18 protein-coding genes and 1 other RNA gene are annotated in these 23,450 nt (G+C 45.9%); 16 read left to right on the top strand and 3 right to left on the bottom strand.

Features of this window, described 5'->3' with window-relative positions:
* Positions 1 to 3: 3 nt before the first annotated feature.
* Together MKS89_RS12145 and MKS89_RS12140 are read right to left on the bottom strand one after the other, a co-directional pair.
* A complete protein-coding gene (locus MKS89_RS12145) occupies positions 4 to 372 on the bottom strand; it encodes a YraN family protein (protein WP_072955965.1) in 369 nt (122 codons plus the stop codon).
* Positions 359 to 2,167, bottom strand: a complete 1,809-nt coding sequence (locus MKS89_RS12140; protein ID WP_072955968.1) for a penicillin-binding protein activator — start codon at positions 2,165 to 2,167, stop codon at positions 359 to 361. Before MKS89_RS12140 ends, MKS89_RS12145 begins: the two co-directional genes overlap by 14 nt.
* A 61-nt stretch (positions 2,168 to 2,228) precedes the next feature.
* Between MKS89_RS12140 and rsmI the strand changes: the two genes are divergently transcribed.
* Together rsmI and MKS89_RS12130 are read left to right on the top strand one after the other, a co-directional pair.
* Positions 2,229 to 3,092, top strand: a complete 864-nt coding sequence (gene rsmI / locus MKS89_RS12135; RefSeq protein WP_072955971.1) for a 16S rRNA (cytidine(1402)-2'-O)-methyltransferase — start codon at positions 2,229 to 2,231, stop codon at positions 3,090 to 3,092.
* A gap of 636 nt (positions 3,093 to 3,728) precedes the next feature.
* On the top strand, positions 3,729 to 5,834 hold the full coding sequence (locus tag MKS89_RS12130; RefSeq protein WP_072955973.1) for a methyl-accepting chemotaxis protein: 2,106 nt from the start codon (positions 3,729 to 3,731) through the stop codon (positions 5,832 to 5,834).
* Positions 5,835 to 5,937: 103 nt separating this feature from the next.
* Here the strand turns inward: MKS89_RS12130 and MKS89_RS12125 are convergent, their stop codons facing one another.
* On the bottom strand, positions 5,938 to 6,834 hold the full coding sequence (locus tag MKS89_RS12125) for a LysR family transcriptional regulator (RefSeq protein ID WP_072955976.1): 897 nt from the start codon (positions 6,832 to 6,834) through the stop codon (positions 5,938 to 5,940).
* A 129-nt stretch (positions 6,835 to 6,963) separates the two neighbouring features.
* Between MKS89_RS12125 and MKS89_RS12120 the strand changes: the two genes are divergently transcribed.
* The 14 genes from MKS89_RS12120 (at position 6,964) to ftsA (ending at position 23,436) form a co-directional block, all read left to right on the top strand.
* Positions 6,964 to 8,343 carry an MATE family efflux transporter gene (locus MKS89_RS12120; RefSeq protein ID WP_072955979.1) on the top strand — a complete coding sequence of 460 codons (1,380 nt, stop codon included), beginning with the start codon at positions 6,964 to 6,966 and terminating at the stop codon, positions 8,341 to 8,343.
* Positions 8,344 to 8,460: 117 nt separating this feature from the next.
* Positions 8,461 to 8,852, top strand: an RNA gene (gene rnpB / locus MKS89_RS12115) — RNase P RNA component class A.
* Between the two features lie 230 nt (positions 8,853 to 9,082).
* Positions 9,083 to 10,039, top strand: a complete 957-nt coding sequence (gene rsmH, locus MKS89_RS12110) for a 16S rRNA (cytosine(1402)-N(4))-methyltransferase RsmH (protein WP_072955982.1) — start codon at positions 9,083 to 9,085, stop codon at positions 10,037 to 10,039.
* Entirely contained in the window at positions 10,036 to 10,368 is a 333-nt protein-coding gene (gene ftsL / locus MKS89_RS12105; RefSeq protein ID WP_072955985.1) for a cell division protein FtsL, read from the top strand. Before rsmH ends, ftsL begins: the two co-directional genes overlap by 4 nt.
* Positions 10,365 to 12,086, top strand: a complete 1,722-nt coding sequence (locus tag MKS89_RS12100; RefSeq protein WP_072955987.1) for a penicillin-binding transpeptidase domain-containing protein — start codon at positions 10,365 to 10,367, stop codon at positions 12,084 to 12,086. The genes ftsL and MKS89_RS12100 overlap by 4 nt, the downstream gene beginning before the upstream one ends.
* A gap of 9 nt (positions 12,087 to 12,095) precedes the next feature.
* Positions 12,096 to 13,589 carry a UDP-N-acetylmuramoyl-L-alanyl-D-glutamate--2,6-diaminopimelate ligase gene (murE, locus tag MKS89_RS12095; RefSeq protein ID WP_072955990.1) on the top strand — a complete coding sequence of 498 codons (1,494 nt, stop codon included), beginning with the start codon at positions 12,096 to 12,098 and terminating at the stop codon, positions 13,587 to 13,589.
* A complete protein-coding gene (locus tag MKS89_RS12090; protein WP_072955992.1) occupies positions 13,586 to 14,947 on the top strand; it encodes a UDP-N-acetylmuramoyl-tripeptide--D-alanyl-D-alanine ligase in 1,362 nt (453 codons plus the stop codon). The genes murE and MKS89_RS12090 overlap by 4 nt, the downstream gene beginning before the upstream one ends.
* Positions 14,944 to 16,026 (top strand): phospho-N-acetylmuramoyl-pentapeptide-transferase, encoded by a 1,083-nt coding sequence (mraY, locus tag MKS89_RS12085; RefSeq protein WP_072955995.1) that lies wholly within the window; start codon positions 14,944 to 14,946, stop codon positions 16,024 to 16,026. The genes MKS89_RS12090 and mraY overlap by 4 nt, the downstream gene beginning before the upstream one ends.
* A gap of 131 nt (positions 16,027 to 16,157) precedes the next feature.
* On the top strand, positions 16,158 to 17,477 hold the full coding sequence (murD, locus tag MKS89_RS12080; protein WP_072955998.1) for a UDP-N-acetylmuramoyl-L-alanine--D-glutamate ligase: 1,320 nt from the start codon (positions 16,158 to 16,160) through the stop codon (positions 17,475 to 17,477).
* Between the two features lie 42 nt (positions 17,478 to 17,519).
* Positions 17,520 to 18,689, top strand: a complete 1,170-nt coding sequence (gene ftsW / locus MKS89_RS12075) for a cell division protein FtsW (RefSeq protein WP_072956001.1) — start codon at positions 17,520 to 17,522, stop codon at positions 18,687 to 18,689.
* Positions 18,676 to 19,740, top strand: coding sequence for an undecaprenyldiphospho-muramoylpentapeptide beta-N-acetylglucosaminyltransferase (gene murG / locus MKS89_RS12070; RefSeq protein ID WP_072956004.1), 1,065 nt, complete (start codon positions 18,676 to 18,678; stop codon positions 19,738 to 19,740). Before ftsW ends, murG begins: the two co-directional genes overlap by 14 nt.
* Before the next feature lie 11 nt (positions 19,741 to 19,751).
* Positions 19,752 to 21,215, top strand: a complete 1,464-nt coding sequence (gene murC / locus MKS89_RS12065) for a UDP-N-acetylmuramate--L-alanine ligase (RefSeq protein WP_072956007.1) — start codon at positions 19,752 to 19,754, stop codon at positions 21,213 to 21,215.
* A 183-nt stretch (positions 21,216 to 21,398) separates the two neighbouring features.
* A complete protein-coding gene (locus MKS89_RS12060) occupies positions 21,399 to 22,193 on the top strand; it encodes a cell division protein FtsQ/DivIB (RefSeq protein ID WP_072956010.1) in 795 nt (264 codons plus the stop codon).
* Positions 22,174 to 23,436 (top strand): cell division protein FtsA, encoded by a 1,263-nt coding sequence (ftsA, locus tag MKS89_RS12055; protein ID WP_072956012.1) that lies wholly within the window; start codon positions 22,174 to 22,176, stop codon positions 23,434 to 23,436. The genes MKS89_RS12060 and ftsA overlap by 20 nt, the downstream gene beginning before the upstream one ends.
* Positions 23,437 to 23,450: the final 14 nt, after the last annotated feature.

The raw sequence follows: 23,450 nt of genomic DNA, 5'->3' as shown, positions 1-23,450 counted from the left end.
CGATTATTCCTGCGTTATTGCATTTTGGAACCAATCGATGTCATTGCCATTTTGATGAATAGCAATCACATCGAAACGAAAATCAGTGTCATAAGGTGACAAACCTTGTGTTAATAACCAGAACTGAGCTGTCTGAATTAATTTTTTGGTTTTTGTCGGTGTCACGGCTTCAGCCGCATGACCGAAGTGTCGGTTTTTTCTATACTTTACTTCAACAAATACAGTCGTTTGTTGATCGCGCATAATCAGATCGATTTCACCGGTACGACATGAAAAATTTTGGGTGATCAATTGTAAGCCTCGTGCCAGTAAAAAAGCTGAGGCTGCTTGTTCATAGCGAGCACCGATCTCGCGATGGCTAAAGCGAGCCATACTCTCCCCAAGTTAATTCTTGCTGCACGATACACTGTTTATCAATGCTGAGCGTGCCGGTTTGCCCCTGAACTTGATATCCCTCGACCGCTTTCATTTGCGGGAGCGATGTCATTAAAGTGTACGCATCCATTCCCATCGCTTTCAATCGTTTCTCAGCATTGGAATCTTTTGGCCACAAATCTTCCATCTGTTCTTTGGTCGCAGCTTGTGGCTTGAGCAGTAACGGAATATCACTGAATGTGACCCCCGAGAGATCTTCATATTGATTGCTACTATTACTCCGGGAGCTTGAAAACAGTTTCGGCTGCGTCGTATCCGGGTTGATCGCCACTTCGATAAATGGTTTGAGGAGTGTGAGTTCAGCGCTGTTGGCAACAATATAAACGGTATCGATATCGCGTCGGCTACGCGGCTGACTTTCCAGCTTCATATCTAGCAATGATTCCATTTGAGCAATATTTTTTTGGCTATTCTGCAAACCGAACACCGTGTTGATATTTTGCTGTAAGTGACGTTTATCACCAAACCGACTGATTGTAAGTGGATGCTTACTATACTTTTGCCACTCTTGTTGAAAGGCTTCTGCGACCCGTTCACCATAGCTTCCTTGCGGCACAAGGATCATTGGATACTGATATCCCAAGCGGAACAAATGTTTTGCGGCTTGGCTGGCCTCTTGTTCAGGAGACAGGGCAAAGTAACATGCAGGCGAATTCGAACTGATATTTTCCGGAATATTTAAGGCCAACATAGGGATTTGGTGTTTCTTTTGCTTCTCTATCTGCTGTAGTTGGGTAATATCGTCTTTGATTAGCGGACCGACAACGAAGTCGATATGCTCTTGCATCAATTGATTGACTGTATCTGAAAATGATTGCTCATTTGTATCGATCACATTCAGCGTCATATCGGTATCTCTGTCCCGATCATTCATCATCGCAAACATAAATCCGTCTCGGATTAATTGAGCCTGCTGAGAAAACTTACCGCTCAATGGCAGGAGTAAAGCTGTTCTTTTTGGGGTTGAGATTTTCATCGCCAGAACCGCTTTGACACCTCCGGGCATATGGATAGCAGCCGGGTGATGGCTATTCTCCGCTAACCATTTTTCGAGTGTATTTTTAAGTTGTGAGAAATTGCCATCCAGCGTTTTCATATAGATGGCGAGTTGGAGCCAACCCGCTAATTCATCTTCATCGGATGCAACGTTTAACTCTGTAATCTCTGTCGCGGAATAATGGGAAAGATTCTGCCAAATCTGACGAGCAACTTTAGCCTGGACATTCTGTGGACTCAGGTCATAGACCTCGACTAAAGCTCGGGCGGCATCAAACCATTTTTCAAGACTCATGAAAATATCGGCTTTAGTCTGATAGAATGCTAACCATTGAGCATCAGGAAGTTTCCACCAAGGTTTAAAAGTCAGTCGTTTAAGTGCTGTTTCATTCTGATCATTATTGAGAAAGAGTCTGGCTCGAGCAAGTTGCCATTCCGCTTGTTGCGTTTCTGACAATTTTTGTTTGGTCAGTCGGAATAACAGTAGATTCGCTTGGGCGACCTGGTTTTCTTTCACCGCTGCTTTTAGCGCCATGATCAGCCAGTCATTTTGTATTGACCCTTCAGTGCTATTGGCTCTCATGAGATAGTCCTGCGAACTGAGTGTCGGACGTTGAGTAATATCGACACGGTTCGAGTCTATTGAATTGGAAGCACATGCCGCAAGAAAGATTGTGAATGTAATCTGAGTGATTAGGCGTGCCACATTGAGTCTGTTATGCTTTTTCTGAGCCATGAGCTGTAATTTATTCCGGTAAAATTGTCTCTATAATAATCTTTGAAGTGATGATAAACAAATGACGAATCATAAAACGTTGCAGGAGCAAGCGACAACACTATACATTGTTCCTACGCCAATTGGTAATTTAGGCGATATAACGCAAAGAGCCATTGATGTTCTTTCTCAGGTCGACATGATCGCTGCTGAGGATACGCGCCACACTGGGAAACTTTTATCTCACCTGAACATTCAAACCAAAACTTTTTCTCTCCACGATCATAATGAACAGGAGAAAGCTTCGGTATTGGTTGACAAACTGCTATCCGGACAGTCGATTGCTTTAGTTTCTGACGCCGGAACACCGTTGATCAGCGATCCAGGATATCATCTTGTTAAACTTTGTCGTCAGGCGGGTGTAAAAGTAGTCCCTCTGCCCGGGGCTTGTGCTGTTATCGCGGCATTAAGCGCTTCCGGTTTACCGTCGGACCGATTTAGTTTTGAAGGATTTCTTCCCCCGAAAACCAAAGCTCGTAAAGATAAAATAGCAGAGATCGCTCATGAGGAACGAACTTGTATTTTCTATGAATCAACCCATCGCATTATTGAATCACTCCATGATTTGCAGGATGTGCTCGGGCCTGATCGCGAAGTCGTGCTGGCAAGAGAGTTGACGAAAACCTTTGAGACCATTCAGGGGTTACCATTGGGAGAGTTAATCCCGTGGGTAATGGAAGATGAAAACCGTCGCAAGGGAGAAATGGTGTTACTGATTCATGGCTATCGGCGTTCTGAACGGGATGAATTTCCTGAAGATGCACTTCGGACACTCAAGATTCTGACTCAGGAGCTGCCTTTAAAAAAAGCTGCCGGTCTCGTGGCTGAAATTTATCATCTGAAGAAAAATGCGCTTTACAAATGGGGACTTGAACATTTGGATTGATCCGATGAATGATAAAAAAGCCCCCGTTCCGCAGTTGCTGAACGGGGGCTTTTTTTGTCTGATGTTGCTGCTGAACTCTCCTGTTTTCTCTAATCAGGGCTAATTGGAGTATGACGACTGATCTTTAGAGAATCCTCTTCAAAACATCATTTTTTCTATCGAATAAACGGTGTCTTAACGCGCCAAGTCCGTGTAATGTAGCAAGTAGCAATTTACTGCGGCGTACCCGCGTCGGTTGATGCCTTTCACACCGCTGGTAACGTCTTAAAAGACATGGGCCTGGATTTAGATGCACCAGAGCTTGCCTAATGGACTTTCTCTTTGCCATCACCAAGATAATCTGCAAGCAGATAACTGCGCCATCGAAGACATGACAGAAATGCGTTGAGTGGTATGAAGCGATCATTATTGCTCGCGTCTTTCGCCAGTGAGTTGCCTTTTCTTTCTCTCAGTAGGAATTGACGAGTTTTATCACAAATAACCGATAAAGTGATTTATATAGAAAAAATACTAACCTTTATAGAGAGCATCCTGTTTTGGCCTGTGCTGTTTTGGATGTGACTTCAATCTAAGGCTGTGTTTTCTTATCGATGTCGGTTTAGAAAATATATGAAATCTGACCTGAGGTGTTTTTTTATGTCTAAATTCAGTATCAGAATAAAATTGGTTGTGATAACCGGTGTGTTCTTTGCTTGCCTTATCGGCATACTGATTTATTTGTCTGCGCACTCAATTCGTTCTTTGAGTGATTTTTCTGCCAATGAATTAAAACTGTATCAAGAAGAGCAAGCCGGCCTTTTACTAGAGTCGGCAGCCAGTGAAGTTCATGCCCAAGTGTCTAATTATCTTGGCGATACAGCAGCGGTTGTGACCAGTTTTTCTAAAGTCTTAGCGGATACAGCAGTGGGCAATGGCGGCCTTCCTTTTGCTCGTCAAAAAGTTAAAGATATGACTCTGTCGTTGCTCAAAAGCTCACCGCATATGAATGCGCTGTACGCACAATTTGAACCGAATGGTTATGATGGTAAAGACCAAGCGTCGATGGGGACCGGTGATCATACATCTTCAGTTGGCACTTTAGACACCTATTGGTTAAAAGATGGTCAGGAGAACTATATTTACAGTGCGGGACAGCCCGACATGAAATATGTTCAGGATAAGGATGAAAATGGCGTTCGAGTATCCGAATGGTACTTGTGCCCGATGGACACGAAAAAAGCATGTTTATCAGACCCTTATCTATTTGAACTGACAAATGGTCAAAAAGTATTGATGACCACGTATTCGGCACCTGTTATAGCAGAGAGAACGTTTGTTGGTATGGTTGGTGCGGATGTCAATTTGTCTGAGATTCAAAAAAAGCTGGAGCAAATCAGCAGTCACTTATTTGGTGGCGAGGGTAAGATTACCATTGTCAGTGAAAAAGGTTTGGTTGTGGGATCCAGCGAAGTGCCTGATGCGATCGGTAAAAATATGAACACGGTGGGACTCAGCTTTGCGAATCAAAAATCAGGGCTAATCAAAGATGATAAACAATGGGTATACAGCAGCAGCATGACCATCAATGCGGCTCCCAATGTCTGGAAAATCTATGTCTCTGTGCCAACTTCTGTTTTATTAGCGCCTGTCACCAAAATGTCCAGTCAACTGGATGAAAAAACACACAGTTCAATCACTTTGTTTATGGGATTGTCCATCGGACTGTTATTGGCTGGACTTGTGCTAGTCTTTTTAGTCGTCAATACGGTAACGTCACCACTACGTAGTATTGCTTTGCGCATGGAAAAACTAGCGTCAGAAGAAGGCGATTTAACCCAGCGTCTCGATACACAAAACCATTTAGAGCTTGTGTTGTTGGCGCAAGGATTTAATCAGTTTACGGGTAAATTGCAGGACATGATGATTCGTCTGATTCAGCAGCGAGATGTGGTTGCTAAAACGAATGATGAGTTTACCAAGGCGACAGCGACAGCCCATCAGTCCACTTTGGTACAGGCAGAGCAGATAGATTCTGTTGTCTCCGCTGTCACGGAAATGTCTAGCTCGGCAACAGAAGTCGCAAACTTGGCTCGGCATAATGGTGAAGCCGCAACAGAAATTAGTCAGTACTTAACTGAGTCGTATGAGCTTGTTCAATCGAATCGACAGATGGTTGAAGGTCTTGCAGCTCAGTTAAACGATGCCAGCAATCAAGTTGCACAGGTGTCTCAACGCAGTGATTCTATTTACAGTATTTTGGATACGATTCGAGCGATTGCAGAGCAAACTAATTTATTGGCATTGAATGCAGCCATTGAAGCGGCTCGCGCGGGGGATCAAGGTCGAGGATTTGCCGTGGTGGCTGATGAAGTGCGTAATTTGGCGGCACGAACACAGGAGTCAACAGAAGAAGTGGATGTCCTGATCAAAGGCTTGCAACAGGATGTTCAATCGGCTGTGGCGTTGATCGAGGAGAGCCAAGAAAGTGCTCAGCAAACCGTCGCTTCTTCTGTCGAAAATACGAATAAATTGGGCATTGTGAATGAAAGGGTGGCAGGGATTTCGGATAATACAATCCAAGTTGCAGCAGCGGCAGAGCAGCAATCGAACGTGGCAGAGGATATAAATAGGAGCTTGGTTGGTATTCATGAGTCTTCGACCAAGCTTAAAGAAATTGTCAGTGAGCTGGAAAGTAGTAATGCAGATAGCTCTAAGGCTGTCGTGGAATTTACCGCGATTCTGTCGCTGTTGAAAGTGAAGTAGTCAGCCGTTAATCGATGGTTTACGTCAGAGTGGTATTCTTGATAAGAATACCACTCTTTTATCTATTTATCGTTCCCCCATTGAGCAGCGTATTACGGTGTCATTATGTTGCTCTTTCATTCGGGTGATTTGCCATCAATTGGCGCATTTTGTCAATAATCCAATCCGTTAGCTTGGAGCTCGGGTTTTGGATAAGTGTGACAATGCCGACTTCAATAAAGCGATCCGATAACACGTCGCTTCTGGCGATTTTGATATGCTGAGAAAACGACTTATCGCTGGCTATATGCTCAGGCACAATGGCCCATCCTTGATTCTGTGTGACCAACTCACAAATTAAATAATAACTATCGATGTCCCAATGGTCTGGACTTAAGGCATGTTCCCGATTTTCTCCTGAGCGATTGCATAATACGAATTGTCGATACTGCTGTAATTGCGCCAAGCTTAGGGTGTCTTTACTGGCCAGAGGGTGCTGTTTTCCAACAATGAGAACCTGTTTGAAATAGCCAAGCGGGTGTAGTTGTAATTTAGCGGGCAATTCATCATTACTGATCATGAGGCCAATATCCGCGTTGTGATTGGCAATCGCTACGGCTATGTCATCTTGGGAACCATTGGTGATGACCAAGTGAGTGTTGGGGAAGGTATCGCCGAATTGGGGAAAAATGGTATGGATCGTTTCTAAGGGAAGCGCCTCGTCTATGGCAATGCGTAATGAAATCGGCTCCTGACGTGCGGCCGTTAAGGCCCTTGATTCCAAGCGTAAACATTGGTTTAGAACAGCTTGCGCTTCGGGCAGTATTTCTTCTCCGAGTGAGGTGAGTACCGGGTACTTAGAACGGCGATCAAACAACTCAAAACCTAAATCAAGTTCTAAATTGGAAATCGCACTGCTGATGCGTGATTGTGCTTTATTCAGCTTTCTTGCAGCGGCAGAAAAAGAGCCTGATTCGGCGGCGGTCACAAAAGCGAGCAGTTGATCAAGAGTCCAGTTCATATCGTTCTCCAATGGCTCAGTTTGCCGATTGAATGTTGTTGACCTATCCCATAATCAGATAGTAACTAACTTTATTGTATCTCAATTCGTTATATGATTCTCCCACATCTATGCAATGGGAGAGGCAAAATGCCAACCGTGACACCAACTCAGCTACCCCAATCGGTTGCACAGGCCTTTTGGCGCTTTGCGATTCCTTCTATTGTCGCCATGCTGGTGAGTGGTTTGTACCAGATCATCGATGGTTTCTTTGTCGGACGTTATGTCGGGAGTGAAGGATTAGCCGGCATCAATATGGCGATTCCGTTATTGGGTCTGATCATGGGCTTTGGGCTTCTCATCGGCATGGGCGGCGGCAGTGTGTTGTCCCAGTATCGCGGCGAGAAGAATCTCTATGCAACGCAAGCAACATTGGTGACGGCTCTGTTTTTGGTGGTCGGCATTGGCTTATTTGCCTCACTGGTGTTTATTATCTTCGGCAAAAGTGGTTTGCACCTGCAAGGTGCGACGGGTCACACGCTGATGCTGAGTTGGCAGTATGTTGAAATCATGTCGTATGGGGCTTTGATTTCCATTGGCGCCAGTGCGATGCCGATGCTAGTACGTAATGATGATAGTCCGAATATGGCCACGCTGTTTATTGTGGTCGGGGCATTACTGAATATTGTTTTGGACTATGTCTTTTTAGGGATGTTAGGCATGGGGTTAAAAGGGGCGGCGGTGGCAACCTTGATTGCACAGCTTGCGACATGCGTTTTATGCCTGCGGTATTTTACCTCGTCTAAAGCAAAAACCACCTTATCGCTCAATCAGTTTGATAGCAGTATTGCTAAGCGAATGATGCAGTTGGGCGCGTCAAACTTGGTGATGTTTATCTATATGAGTTTTATCATCGCCCTGCACAACCGACTCTTTATGGACTATGGCGACACGACCCAATTAGCGGCGTTTGCCATTGTCGGTTATTTAGCCGGTTGTTATTACTTTTTTGCTGAAGGTCTGGTCAGTGGCTTACAGCCGCCAGTCAGTTATTACCTTGGGGCAAAGCAGTACCAGCGCATTATCCAAACCGTGAAATTAGCATTTTCTGTGACTGTCGGTTCCGGCATTGTTGTGGTTATTGTGTTGAATTGCTTCCCGGAATTTTTCGCCAGCTTCTTTACACATGCGAACGGGCCGTTAATTGAGGCCACCAAGGTTGGGATTCGTTTGCATTTGATGGCGCTGTTTTTAGATGGCTTCTTATTTATGGCGTCTATTTACTTTGTGGCGGTAGGGAAAGGCGGTCAAGCCTTGTTTGTTTCAGTTGGAAACATGGTGGTGCAATTGCCTTTCTTGTTTATTTTACCAAGACTGTGGGGGATTGAAGGCGTGTGGTTGTCGGTGCCGTTATCAAACATTGTTTTCACGGCGATTGTCTTACCGATGCTATTCATGAATTTAAACGGTTTGAGAAGTAAACAACTGCTTTCGGCAGAGACTGGTCTTTTATCTAAATGTCAGCAATAAGTGGGAACAAAACATCCGAATTGATACGGTTCAATCATGCTGATATCGGATGGAAAAACAACCAGTCGCTTTTTCATCGGTAGACAGCGTTTCTCTTTCTCTATACAATTCGCGCTCGGAGTTGACTGGGTAGTCGCTGCTTTATTGATGTCCCTTAGTTTTGCTGGGGGAGACTGATAAAGGGGAGGAAAGTCCGGGCTCCATAGAGCAGGGTGCCAGGTAACGCCTGGGGGGCGTAAGCCCACGACAAGTGCAGCAGAGAGAAGACCGCCGATGACCCTTGGGTCAGGTAAGGGTGAAAGGGTGCGGTAAGAGCGCACCGTGCGTCTGGTAACAGTTCGTAGCAAGGTAAACTCCACCCGGAGCAAGACCAAATAGGCTCTCATATGGCGTGGCTCGCGTCTGGGAGCGGGTAGGTTGCTTGAGCCAGTGAGCGATTGCTGGCCTAGAGGAATGGCTACTACCGTTGCAAAACGGAACAGAACCCGGCTTATAGGTTAACTCCGGCTATTCTTGACCCATCATGATATTCAGTCATGATGGGTTTTTTGCTTTATATTGACGTTATCTGTCCCAGATCGTTTAAACTTGGTGCAATATCACGTCTGGTATTCGGGAAGATGGTAGCAGTGTTTCAGGCATTCTACTACCATAGTGTTCTGAGCAAGTTGAACGTATTCGGCCCCTGTATTTGTTGCATATGGGATGGGTTACTTGCATAGGTTTTACGAGAGAACAAATGACGCAGACAGCATTTCAGCATATTTCCGTCCTGTTGGATGAATCAATCCGAGGACTGGATATCAAACCGGACGGTATCTACATCGACGGCACGTTTGGCCGGGGTGGGCATTCGCGTACGATTTTGTCCAAATTAGGCCCACAAGGAAAACTCTACAGTATCGATCGTGATCCACAGGCGATTGAAGTCGCCCGACAAATCGACGACCCCCGTTTTACGATCATTCATGGCCCGTTTTCCGCAATCGCTGATTATGCCGAGGAATATGGCTTGAATGGTAAAGTGGATGGTGTTCTGTTTGATTTAGGCGTCTCTTCACCGCAGTTGGATGACGCTGACCGCGGATTCAGCTTTTTAAAAGATGGTCCGTTGGATATGCGCATGGATCCGACATCAGGTATTCCGGTTTCGCAGTGGCTGAGTGAAGCGGATTTAGATGATATCACTTGGGTCATTCGTGAATTTGGTGAAGATCGTTATGCCCGCAGAATCGCTAAAGCAATTATCAATTATCGCGATGATGAAGAGAATGAGCCGTTATTGCGGACCCGGCAATTGGCTCAACTGATTGCCGATGTCGTGCCGAAAAATTATAAAGAGAAGAAACATCCTGCGACGCGCGCTTTTCAGGCGTTTCGGATTTATATCAATAGTGAATTAGAAGAAATTGATTGTGCGCTAAAAGGTGCGTTATCGATCCTTGCGCCACAAGGTCGTTTATCTGTCATTAGTTTCCATTCGTTAGAAGATCGTATGGTGAAACATTTTATGCGTAAAGAGAGCAAAGGGCCTGAGGTTCCTCATGGACTTCCTTTAACGGATGCTCAGATTCAGGCGTTGGGCAGTGCTCACCTCAAGACGATTGGTAAGGCTATCAAACCTTCTGAACAAGAAGTCGCACAGAATACCCGCTCCAGAAGTTCAGTGCTCCGGATTGCGGAAAAGCTGGCATGACACAGACAAAAAACAGCCAGTTCAATCCGAACCTGGTTCGATTGATTTTGACCGATCTATTTACCGTGGGTCGTTTAGCGCTGTTTTTGCTTTTCATTATGTTTGTTACCGCGATGGGTATTGTGTTTACGACCCATCAAGCTCGGCTCGCTATCACTGCCAGAGAACATGAAATGGTTGAACGAGAGCGCTTAGATAGTGAATGGCGTAACCTGCTATTGGAAGAAACGGCGCTTTCAGATAACAGCCGAGTTCAGGATTTGGCGCAGAAAGACCTGAATATGATTCGTCCCGATGCAGACAAGGAAGTGGTAGTTCCTCTGAAATGAAAAAGATAGAATCCTCTCCCAAAAAGCAGCTTTCTCAAAGCCATGTTTTCATCCGTTGGCGCTTCTATATTATCTTACTTTTTGTTTTTTCTGCCTTTGGCATTCTGGTTGGGCGTACCGCCTATATTCAGGTCATTGAGCCTGATAACTTGGTGTATCAAGGCGACTTGCGCTCAATCCGCGCGAAAACAATTCCATCAGCACGGGGGATCATCTCCGATCGAAACGGAGAGCCGCTGGCCGTGAGTGTCCCTGTCGATGCTGTATGGGCCGACCCTGCAACTATTGTTAAATATCATGAATTGGACGAGCGGAACCGCTGGTACGCTTTAGCCGATGTGCTGGGACTCGATCGGCAGGCGTTGATTGATAAAATTTCTGACAATAAAAGCCGTCGCTTTATCTACTTGCAGCGTCAGGTGAATCCACCGATGGCAAAATACATCCGTGAGCTGAAATTAAAAGGTGTCGGCCTGAAATCTGAATCGCGACGTTATTACCCTTCTGGTGAAGTTAGTGCTCACTTGATTGGTGTTACCGGGATTGATGGTCACGGATTAGAAGGGGTCGAAAAAAGTTATGACAACTGGCTCAGCGGTGAAGCCGGCAAACAGGTGATTCGTAAAGACCGTTATGGGCGGGTCGTTGAGAATATTGCCTTAGAAGCCAAGCAGGAAGGAAAGCCGTTACAGCTCACCATCGATCAAAGGATTCAGGCGATTGCTTATCGGGCGGTAAAACAAGCGAAGGCGGATCACCGGGCAACATCGGCATCGGCAGTGATTGTGGATGTGAAAAGCGGTGCCATTCTGGCAATGGTCAATGCCCCCTCGTATAACCCGAATAATCGCACTGATCTTCAAACATTTCGCATGAGAAACCGGGTTTTGACCGATGCCATGGAACCGGGCTCAACCATTAAACCGTTTACGGAGATTGCAGCACTCGAAAATGGTGCCGCCACGCCGGATACGGTGATTGATACTGGGAACGGCGTTTTCCGAATTGGTGGTAGCCGTGTTCGGGATGTGTCTCGGGCCGGAAAAGCCAACCTACAAAAGATCCTCCAAAAATCGAGTAATATCGGGGTTGCGAAACTGGCTTTAAGGATGCCGATTCAGGCGTTATTAGGCGTCTATGGTTCCGTCGGGTTAGGCGAGCTATCCGGATTGAATTTGGTTGGCGAATCCATGGGGATTTTCCCCAACCGGACACGATGGTCTAAATTCGAGATCGCAACTTTAGCATTTGGATATGGCATTTCTGTCACACCGATTCAACTGGTTCATGCTTATGCGACGCTGGGGAATTATGGCCTGTATCAACCGTTGCATATTATCGAGAATAACCAGCAGGACATGTCGAAGCAGGTGATTGACCATGATACCGCAAAGTTAGTGCTGGGATATATGGAAACGGTAACCCAACCCGGAGGAACCGCGACAAGGGCTGCGATTCCCGGGTATCGGATTGCGGCAAAAACGGGAACATCACGGAAAGCAACCAGAGGCGGATATAGTGATGAGTATGTCACGATTACCGCTGGGATAGCGCCGGTCAGTGATCCCCGTTTGGCTTTGGTTGTGGTCGTCAATGAGCCTCAAGGCGATGAATATTATGGCGGCTCGGTTGCCGCGCCTGTTTTTGCTGAAATCATGAAAGGAGCACTCCAAATAATGAACATCGCTCCCGATGATAACCAGCCCCGAAGTAAATAAGGAATACGTATGTGTGACAGTATCTCGATTGCAGAATTGATTTCTCCTTGGCTTCAATTAGAGGCGACCACATATGCTGATATTCCGGTTCACCGACTGGTACTCGATAGTCGTCAGGTTCACTCCGGCGATACGTTCGTTGCCGTCATCGGACATCAAATCGATGGACGGGCGTTTATCGATGCAGCGGTGACTGCGGGCGCGAATCTGGTGATTGCGCAGTCTGATTCGCACAAACAACATGGCACCATCGAATCGCGAGCTTCAGTGCCGATCATTTATCTGGATGAACTGAATGCACATCTCTCTGAATTAGCCGGGCGACTGTATCATCATCCGAGTCAACATCACTCGTTGGTGGGAATTACCGGAACAAATGGCAAAACAACGATTTCTCAATTGATTGCTCAGTGGGTGAATGTATTGGGAAATCAGTGCGCTGTGATGGGCACGACAGGAAATGGGTTTCTTGAACAATTACAACCCGTTGGTAATACAACCGGCAGTGCGATTGAAATTCAGGAAACATTATCCGCTTTGGTGAATCAGGGAGCGAACTATACAGCGATGGAAGTGTCATCCCACGGTCTGGTTCAAGGGCGAGTGAAAGCTGTATATTTTGATGTGGGTGTTTTCTCCAACTTAAGTCGTGATCACCTTGATTATCATGGTGATATGGCGAGTTATGCGCAAGCGAAGAAATTATTATTTTGTACGCATCATTGCCAACGAGCCGTGATCAATGTCGATGACCCGGTAGGTCGTTCATGGTGTGATGAATTGGATGAAGCGATCGGGGTTTCTTTGTCGGAGCGGCCCCAGACCCGGCTTGGTGTTTGGGCGACGGATATCCAGTATCGTGAAGACGGCATTCACCTGTCTTTTGATAGCTCATGGGGAAGCGGCAGTTTTTCGGTGCCGTTAATCGGGGCATTTAACGCCAGTAACGTATTATTGACGTTTACGACGATGCTGGCGCTTGGTTTTGATAAAGATGATTTAGTCGCGACAGCCGGGCATTTATCGCCTGTCATCGGGCGTATGGAGTTGTTCCAGAAAGTGGGACGCGCGAAAATAGTCGTTGATTATGCGCATACCCCAGATGCACTGGAAAAAGCACTTTCTGCACTGAGGGTTCATTGCCATGGCAAACTATGGGCCATCTTTGGCTGTGGTGGTGATCGAGATCGCGGTAAGCGGCCGATGATGGCAGCCATTGCGGAGCGGCTGGCTGATCATGTTGTTCTGACGGATGACAATCCACGCAGTGAATCGGCTCAACTGATTATTCAGGATATGTTGCAAGGCTTACAGTCTCCGGCGGATATACATATCGAGCATCAACGGCAAAAAGCGATAGAATATGCACTATGCCATGCAGATGAGTACGATATTATCCTGCTCGCAGGAAAAGGGCATGAAGATTATCAGGTTACGGCTGAAGGGGTTCATCACTACTCTGATCGAGAGACGGCGATAAGACTGTTGGAGTTAACAGCATGATTCAGGTTTCATTATCACAATTGGCAAATATTCTTGAAGCAGAACTGATTGGTGAAGATCTTTATATTCACGCAATTTCAACGGATACCCGTCATATTGACAAGGGGGCATTGTTCATTGCTTTGGTCGGTGAACGTTTTGATGCGCATGATTTTGCCGATCAAGCTATCGCTCAAGGGGCTCAGGCGTTACTGGTGAGTCGGGCATTGAAAGTAAATGTCCCTCAGATTATCGTACGTGATACGTGTCAGGCTTTAGGCACAGTCGCTGCGTGGGTTCATCAGCAGTGTCAGACGAAAACCGTCGCAATTACCGGAAGTTGTGGTAAGACGACTGTGAAAGAAATGGTTGCGGCAATTTTAGCCCAAAAAGGACGGGTGCTGTATACACAAGGGAATTTCAATAATGAAATTGGCGTACCTTTGACATTACTCCGATCTTGCCCTGAAGATGATTTTGCTATTATTGAGCTGGGGGCGAATCATGTCGGAGAGATCGCTTATACGACTCGATTAGTCAAACCGGATGCAGCATTGGTCAATAATGTTGCCGCTTCTCATTTAGAAGGTTTTGGATCTTTAGAGGGCGTTAGGGTTGCCAAGGGGGAGATCTTTGAAGGACTGATCCCCGGAGCGACAGCGGTCATTAATCTCGATAGTCAGGGGAATGCCTTGTGGGAAAAGGTTCTTGCTGATAAGCACGTGGTTACTTTTTCACGACAACAGATGTCTGCTGATTTTTATGCGCAGTCTGTTCATTTAGATGCCTCTGCCCGTCCAAGTTTTACGCTGGTTTCACCTCAAGGTCAGCGAGATGTTCAATTAAATATCATCGGTGAACATAATATTACCAATGCACTGGCTGCGGCGGCATTGGCAACGGCTGCCGGTGCAACGTTAGATGAAATAAAAGATGGATTAGAAAACGCGAAAAATGTGCAGGGTCGCGTGGATGTGTCGATACTGACGCCAAAAATTCGTCTGATTGATGATAGCTATAATGCCAGTGTGCCCGCAGTAAAATCTGCCATTGATCTTCTGGCAACATTCTCTGCGGTACGATGGCTTGTATTAGGGAATATGGCTGAGCTCGGTGATGAAAGTCTTGCACTTCACCGTCAAGTCGGTGAACATGCAGCACCCTGTGGGTTTGATTATGTGCTGACATATGGCGACGATGCCAAAGTTATCAGTGAGGTGTGTCAAGGCGTACACTTCTCTTCACATCAACACATGATGGAGTATATCGAGCGGCAACTCGATAATGATCAAAATCAAGAGCATGTTTTACTTGTCAAAGGTGCGCATAGTGCCGGTATGGGTAATATAGTTGCTGCTCTCAAGGAGAAATACGCATGATTATTTGGCTTGCAGAACTATTACAGCCATATTTTTCTTTCTTTCGTCTGTTTGAATATCTGTCATTCAGAGCCATTCTCAGTATTTTGACTGCATTGGGTTTTTCCCTCTGGATGGGACCTCGCCTCATTAAGCAACTACAATTGCTGCAAATCGGACAAGTTGTTCGTAATGACGGACCTGAGTCTCACTTCAGCAAGCGTGGGACACCGACCATGGGCGGGGTGATGATTCTCGCATCCATCTTTATCACGGTGTTACTGTGGACGGATTTGTCCAACCCCTACGTCTGGGCTGTGATGGTCGTTCTACTCGGCTATGGGGCGATTGGTTTTGTTGATGATTATCGTAAAGTTGTGCGCAAAAATACCGATGGCCTGATCGCTCGGTGGAAGTATTTTTGGCAGTCTCTGATTGCTTTATGTGTTGCATTTGCTTTGTACATTCATGGCAAAGATACCAGTGCAACGGAACTGGTGGTGCCTTTCTTTAAAGATGTCATGCCACAGTTGGGGATGTTTTATATTGTTCTGACTTACTTCGTGATTGTCGGAACCAGTAACGCGGTCAATTTAACGGATGGACTGGATGGTCTGGCAATTATGCCGACCGTTTTAGTCGCTGCCGGTTTTGGTGTTATTTCTTGGGCGACGGGTAATGTGAATTTTGCCAATTATCTCCATATTCCTTATATCGCTTATGCTTCAGAGCTTTCTGTCGTCTGTACCGCCATTGTCGGCGCCGGACTCGGATTTCTATGGTTCAATACATATCCTGCACAGGTATTTATGGGGGATGTCGGTTCACTCGCTTTAGGTGGTGCATTGGGAACCATTGCTGTACTCGTTCGTCAGGAATTTGTTCTGGTGATCATGGGCGGAGTCTTTGTGATGGAAACACTCTCGGTGATCCTGCAGGTCGGGTCTTATAAATTACGTGGACAACGTATTTTCAGAATGGCACCTATCCATCATCACTATGAGTTGAAAGGGTGGCCCGAGCCTCGTGTGATTGTGCGTTTCTGGATTATTTCAATTGTGCTGGTTCTGATTGGTCTGGCAACGCTGAAAGTCCGTTAATGTATTGTCGATGTAAGTACTGTGAGTTGAATGGCGCAGTGTGATTGAATCGTAAGCGCTATGGTGGTTTTGGGATGATTTGTTTATGTGTGTAACAGTTTAAGAATCGACTTGGAATGGCGTGGTATAAGATGAATGATTGGCAAGATGTAAGCAATGTCGTTGTCGTTGGGTTGGGGATTACAGGCCTTTCGGTTGTGAAATATCTGGGTAGATATCATCCGAATCTCTCTGTCAGGGTCATCGATACTCGGGACAATCCACCGGGATTGAGTGAGTTACCGGCTGGTGTTGAATGTCATCAAGGCGGCTGGCGCAGTGAGTGGCTCGCGGCAGCCGATTTAGTCGTCATTAATCCCGGTATCGCGTTATCGACTCCGGAAATTCAACAGGTTATCAAAACGGGAACACCCGTGGTTGGCGACATCGAGTTATTTGCCTGGCACATCAACAAACCTGTCATTGCCATTACTGGCTCCAATGGTAAGAGTACCGTCACTGATTTAACCGGGAAAATGGCTGCTGCGGCCGGTCTTCAGGTTGCTGTGGGTGGTAATATCGGCATACCGGCATTGGATTTGATTGATGAGTCGATTGATTTGTATGTTTTGGAGCTTTCCAGTTTTCAACTGGAGACAACGAGCCATCTCAAACTGAAAGCTGCGGCATTTTTGAATTTGTCTGAAGATCATATGGACCGGTATCAAGATCTTGAGGGATATCGGCAAGCAAAATTGCGGATCTTTGCTCATGCCGAAGCAGCCATTGTCAATCGTGATGATCCATGTACATTCCCTGATACATTTTCAGGCGCGGTTGCCACCTTTTCCATCTCACAAGTGGCTAATTTTTCTCTTCAATATATTGATGAATGTGAATATTTGGTGGCAAATGGACGTCCGGTGATTGGCTGTGATCACCTCAAATTAGTCGGACGACATAATCTGGCTAATGTTTTAACTGTATTGGCATTATTACAACACGCCGGTATTTCCTATGAAAAAGGCCTTGATGTACTCAAGTCTTACACTGGATTGACACATCGTTGCCAGGTTGTTGAAGATAATCGTGGGATTCAATGGGTCAATGATTCTAAAGCGACGAATGTTGCCAGTACATTGGCAGCGCTCTCAGGTTTGACTTTAAAAGGCACACTGTATTTATTGGTTGGTGGTGTCGGTAAAGGGGCTGATTTCTCGCCGTTGGCGCCGGCTCTGGATTCACTGAATGTTCGGTTGTGTTGTTTTGGCCGTGATGGTCAGCAGTTTATGCCGTTGCACCCCGCAGCGAAACAGTACGAAACGATGGCTGATGTGATTGCCGATATTGCACCTCAGTTGTTACAAGGCGATATCGTGATGCTTTCACCTGCCTGTGCCAGCTTTGATCAGTTTAAGAATTTTATGGCAAGAGGCGATGCTTTTGTCGATTTAGCGCACCAATATGCATAGTGTAGGTTGATTGTGTCACTTGTATCGAAAGCAAGCGCCAGAATGATCCGATGGCTGAAGACCCCGAGTCCTCAGGTGTTGTTTGATCGGCAACTAGTATGGATTGCACTGGGACTGATGTTAATCGGTTTGGTGATGGTGACTTCGGCATCATTTCCTGTGAGTTCACGACTGACCGATCAACCGTTTCATTTCATGTTCCGTCAGGCGACTTTTTTAGCATTAGCTCTGGTTGTATCTGCTGTTGTGTTGCAAGTGCCGTTATATCGTTGGTTTCAGTACAGTTCATTGTTATTAGCACTCTCATTTGTGCTGTTAGTTATTGTCCTGATTGCCGGAAAATCGGTGAATGGTGCATCCCGTTGGATTCCTTTGGGACTGTTTAACCTACAGCCGGCAGAAGTTGCAAAATTAACGTTATTTATTTTTATGTCTGGCTATTTGGTCAGAAAGCATGATGAAGTCCGGCAAACCTTTTTTGGCGGGTTCATGAAACCGATTATGGTGTTCTCATGTCTGGCCATTTTGCTGTTGCTTCAGCCAGACCTCGGTACGGTTATTGTGATGCTGGTGACTTTATTCGGCATGCTATTTATTGCCGGTGCAAAGTTGTCACAGTTTATTGCGTTGATGATTGCCGGGGTGATTTCAGTCATCGGACTGATCATTGCTGAACCGTACCGTATTCGCCGGGTCACATCGTTTCTCGACCCATGGGAAGACCCTTTCGGTAGTGGTTATCAGTTGACGCAATCACTGATGGCTTTCGGTCGTGGTGGCTGGTTTGGTCAGGGACTTGGGAATTCGATTCAAAAACTGGAGTATTTACCTGAGGCGCATACCGATTTCGTCTTTGCCGTCTTAGCCGAGGAACTTGGATTCGTCGGGGTTGTTCTGGTTTTAATGTTACTGATGTGGCTCGTGATGAAAGCCATATTTATCGGTAAAAAGGCATTTGAACATGAGCGACAATTTGGTGGTTATCTTGCCTTCGGGATTGGTATTTGGTTTGCCTTTCAGACATTGGTCAATGTCGGAGCGGCAGCGGGGATTGTTCCGACCAAGGGGTTAACGCTGCCACTCATCAGCTATGGTGGTTCGAGCTTAATTGTAATGTCTGTTGCGGTTTCAATTTTATTGAGAATTGATTTTGAATGCCGACTTGCGGATGTGGAAAAAGAAGTTGTAAAGAACGCAGATGAACAAGAATAAACGTTTAATGGTCATGGCGGGTGGTACGGGCGGACACGTTTTCCCCGGACTTGCCGTTGCCAAAGCACTACAAGCGCAAGGATGGGAAATTCGTTGGTTGGGAACAGCTGACCGAATGGAAGCGGAATTGGTTCCTAAGCACCAGATTGAGATTGATTTTATCCAAGTCAAAGGATTGCGGGGGCAAGGTATTTTGCGCTTATTGAAAGCGCCATTTCAAATCATCAATGCAATTTTTCAGGCCAGAGCCTATATCAAACAATGGCAACCTGATGTGGTGTTAGGCATGGGCGGCTATGTGAGCGGCCCCGGAGGCGTTGCTGCATGGCTGTTGGGGATTCCGGTTGTGTTACACGAGCAGAATGCGGTTGCGGGGTTAACCAATCGTTGGCTTGCTCGCATTGCCCGACGTGTTTTTCAGGCTTTTCCCGGGGCGTTCCCGAATGCTGATGTCGTTGGTAATCCAGTACGTACCGACGTGGCCCGACTGGCGGAGCCGGTGCAGAGAATGAAAGATCGCGATGGCCCTATTCGTATATTGGTGATGGGCGGGAGCCAAGGCGCTCGAATTTTGAATCAGACGATGCCTGATGCAATGGCATTGTTGGCGAATCATCCGGTTGAAATTCGTCATCAGGCCGGGAAGGGAAATCAGTCGTCCGTTACGCAACAATATCGTCAACAACACATTGAGCATGTTTGTGTGACAGAATTTATTGATGATGTGGCCGAAGCTTATGCGTGGGCTGATTTGCTGATTTGTCGGTCTGGCGCATTAACGGTTTCTGAAATTGCAGCCGCCGGGGTGGGGGCTATTTTTGTTCCCTTTATGCACAAAGATCGCCAACAAGCACTGAATGCTGATCATTTGGTTGCGGCAGATGCTGCGATAATGATCGAGCAACCACAGCTAAGTGCGCAGAAAATGGCTGATGCGATTGCTCAACTTGATCGCAGTCGATTGCTCGATATGGCCGCGAAAGCCAGACAACTGGCGCAACCTGATGCCGATAAGATCGTTGTGAATGCGATCATCTCTTTAACTGAATAATGGAAAGTTTCATGACAATGACCTATACGCCTGACTTATCCCAGCTTAGAACAATCATTCCTGAAATGCGTCGGGTGAAGAGTATTCACTTTGTCGGGATTGGTGGCGCCGGTATGAGTGGTATCGCCGAGGTTCTGTTGAATGAAGGCTATCAGATCACCGGATCTGATATTGCGGCCAATGCGGTCACCGATAATTTAAAAGCGAAAGGTGCGATCATTCATATTGGGCATCAGGCGGAAAATGTTGCGCAAGCGAGTGTTGTCGTTGTTTCGACTGCCATTGATATGAATAATCCTGAGCTCATTGAAGCCAGAGAAAGACGTGTACCGATTGTACGTCGGGCTGAAATGTTGGCTGAACTGATGCGCTTTCGTCATGGGATTGCTGTCGCAGGAACGCATGGAAAAACCACGACGACTGCTTTAGTGACACAAATTTATTTCGAAGCCGGGTTAGACCCGACGTTCGTCAATGGCGGGTTGGTCAAAAGTGCAGGTACAAATGCACGGTTGGGGAGTAGCCGGATCCTAATCGCTGAAGCCGATGAAAGTGATGCCTCTTTCTTACACTTGCAACCGATGGTCAGTATTGTAACCAATATTGAAGCGGATCATATGGACACTTATCAAGGTAATTTTGAAACCTTGAAACGGACGTTTATCGAATTTTTACATAATTTGCCTTTTTATGGTCAGGCGATCCTCTGCATTGATGATCCTGTCGTCCGGGAACTGATTCCTCAATTGAGTCGTCATGTAGTCACATATGGTTTTTCGCAGGATGCTGACGTCCGTATCGAAAATTATCAGCAGCGTGGTCAGCAAGGTCAATTTACGGTAGTTCGCAAAGATCGACCTGATTTATCGATTACTTTGAATATTCCCGGCCGTCATAATGCAATGAATGCTGCTGCAGCAATTGCTGTTGCGACTGAAGATGACATTGGTGATGAAGCGATTTTGAAAGCGATGGCAAGTACTCAGGGAACCGGCCGCCGCTTTGATCACTTAGGTGTATTTGATTCTGGACGCGGAAAGGTCATGCTGGTTGATGACTATGGTCATCATCCGACAGAAGTTGATGTGACGATTCAGGCTGCCAGAAGTGGTTGGGCGGAAAAACGGTTAGTGATGATTTTTCAACCGCATCGCTATAGTCGCACCCGAGACTTATACGATGATTTTGCCAATGTACTTGAGCAAGTTGATGTGTTGATTATGCTGGATGTTTATCCGGCAGGAGAAAAACCAATTGCCGGTGCTGATGGGCGTTCATTATGCCGCACAATTCGGAGTCGTGGCAAAATAGACCCCATATTTGTTCCCGATAGTCAAACGTTACCGAATATTCTCGCTAATGTATTACAAGATGGTGACTTAGTGCTGACGCAAGGTGCAGGTGATATTGGCAAAGTGGCGAGACAATTAGCGTTATTGCAGTTGAATATCGATAAAATGCAACAAATAGGATAAAAAACTAATATTTATCTGTTTCAAATAATGTGGAAGTTGGCATCAAGGCTAAATTTCTGTTTTTCTTTATTTGATACTTTGAGTGAGCTCAGTATAATCCGAAGGTTATAGTGAATGTTTTGCCACAATTGTAATTCGAAAGCAGGGTGTACAAAATCAATTGATGGCTGATGGTGAACTTGAATGAAGCAAATATTAATGAGAAGCCATCAGTTGTCACTGTCACCATGGCTCAGAGAACGAGTCTGGGGTGGGATTTTTCTGTTCTCGGTGACTTTCTTCATCGGATTGTTACTTTATTCTGCGTTAAGTTGGATGTGGGATGAAGACCGATTACCTCTGTCTCGAATCATTTTGCAGGGACACTTGAAGTATGTCACGGCACATGATGTCCAGCAGGCCTTTGCCTCGTTGGAGCACGTCGGAACATTTATGTCTCAGGATGTGGATCAGTTACAACGTAGTGTTCAAATGATCCCATGGGTTGAACATGCGTCGATTCGTAAGCAATGGCCTGATACGATTAAAGTGTTTCTGACTGAACACCAAGTTCAGGCGATATGGAATGGTCAGTCTCTTTTAGACGAACATGGTGTGGTGTTTCATGGCGATTTGGGGCTTGTGCAAGGGGAACATGTCAAATTATATGGCCCGGAAAATTCATCGGTTGAAGTACTTGATATGTGGCGAAAATATAACCCTGAGTTTCAAAAATTAGGATTGAATATTTCCTCTCTATTGCTTAATGAGCGAAGAGCTTGGCAGATTATACTGGATAACGGTATTCGCCTTGAGCTGGGGAAAGAATCAATCAAGGAGCGAATCATGAGGTTCGTTGCACTTTATCGTTATTTTGGTCAAAAAGCTGAAAAAATAAGCTATATTGACCTCAGATATGATACCGGGGCTGCTGTCGGGTGGTTTTCGGAACAAGAGTTAGATCAAGAGAATACAACGGATGACAAAAATGACCGATGACAACATAATTGTAGGTCTCGATGTTGGCACGGCAACTGTTTCTGCTTTGGTCGGAGAAATATTGCCTGATGGGCAGATTAATATCATCGGCGCAGGGACAAGCCCATCCAGAGGTATGGATAAGGGTGGTGTGAATGATTTGGAATCGGTTGTAAAGTCTGTTCAGCGAGCGATCGACCAAGCTGAACTGATGGCGGAATGTCAGATTAGCAATGTCTTTTTATCAATCTCTGGTAAACATATTGCGAGTCGAATTGAAAAGGGAATGGGAACCATTTCTGAGGAAGAAGTCTCTCAGGAAGATATGGATCGGGCTATTCATACTGCGAAATCAATTAAGATTGGTGATGAGCAGCGAATTCTGCACGTCATTCCCCAAGAGTTTACGATCGATTACCAAGAGGGAATTAAAAATCCACTTGGTTTATCAGGTGTGCGCATGGAAGTCAGTGTACATCTTATATCCTGTCATAATGATATGGCCAGAAATATCATTAAGGCTGTCGAGCGTTGTGGGTTGAAGGTTGAACAACTGGTCTATTCAGGACTAGCTGCCAGCAACGCCGTGATCACTGAAGACGAGCGAGAACTCGGTGTCTGTGTGGTCGATATTGGTGCTGGAACGATGGATATTGCAATCTGGACCGGCGGAGCTCTGCGCCATACGGAAGTTTTTTCGTATGCCGGCAATGCTGTGACCAGTGATATTGCATTTGCATTCGGGACGCCAGTCAGCGATGCTGAAGAGATAAAAGTAAAATATGGATGTGCATTGAGCGAGTTAGTCAGTAAAGATGACACGGTTAATGTACCCAGTGTCGGAGGACGTCCTTCCCGTAGTTTGCAGCGTCAAACTCTGTCGGAAGTGATAGAGCCTCGCTACACTGAATTAATGGGACTGGTTCATCAGACTATCGATACTGTGCAGGAAAAATTACGATCCGAAGGGATCAAACATCATTTAGCTGCCGGGGTCGTTCTGACGGGTGGTGCTGCTCAGATTGAAGGACTGGTCGAGTGTGCGGAACGTGTTTTCCGCAATCAGGTTCGTGTAGGAAAGCCACTTGAAGTGAGTGGACTCACGGACTACGTGAAAGAGCCGTATCATTCTACGGCGGTTGGTTTACTTCATTATGCAAGGGATAGTCAAATTAGCGACGAGACGGAATATAGCGAACCTAAACGCCAATCGATGTCCGGACTATTTGGTCGTTTGCGTAATTGGATACAGAAAGAGTTTTAACCTGAGTTGCAGGA

Source organism: Vibrio gazogenes (genome assembly GCF_023920225.1).
In the GTDB taxonomy this organism is placed as follows: domain Bacteria; phylum Pseudomonadota; class Gammaproteobacteria; order Enterobacterales; family Vibrionaceae; genus Vibrio; species Vibrio gazogenes.
This window is presented reverse-complemented; position numbering and strand designations above follow the sequence as displayed.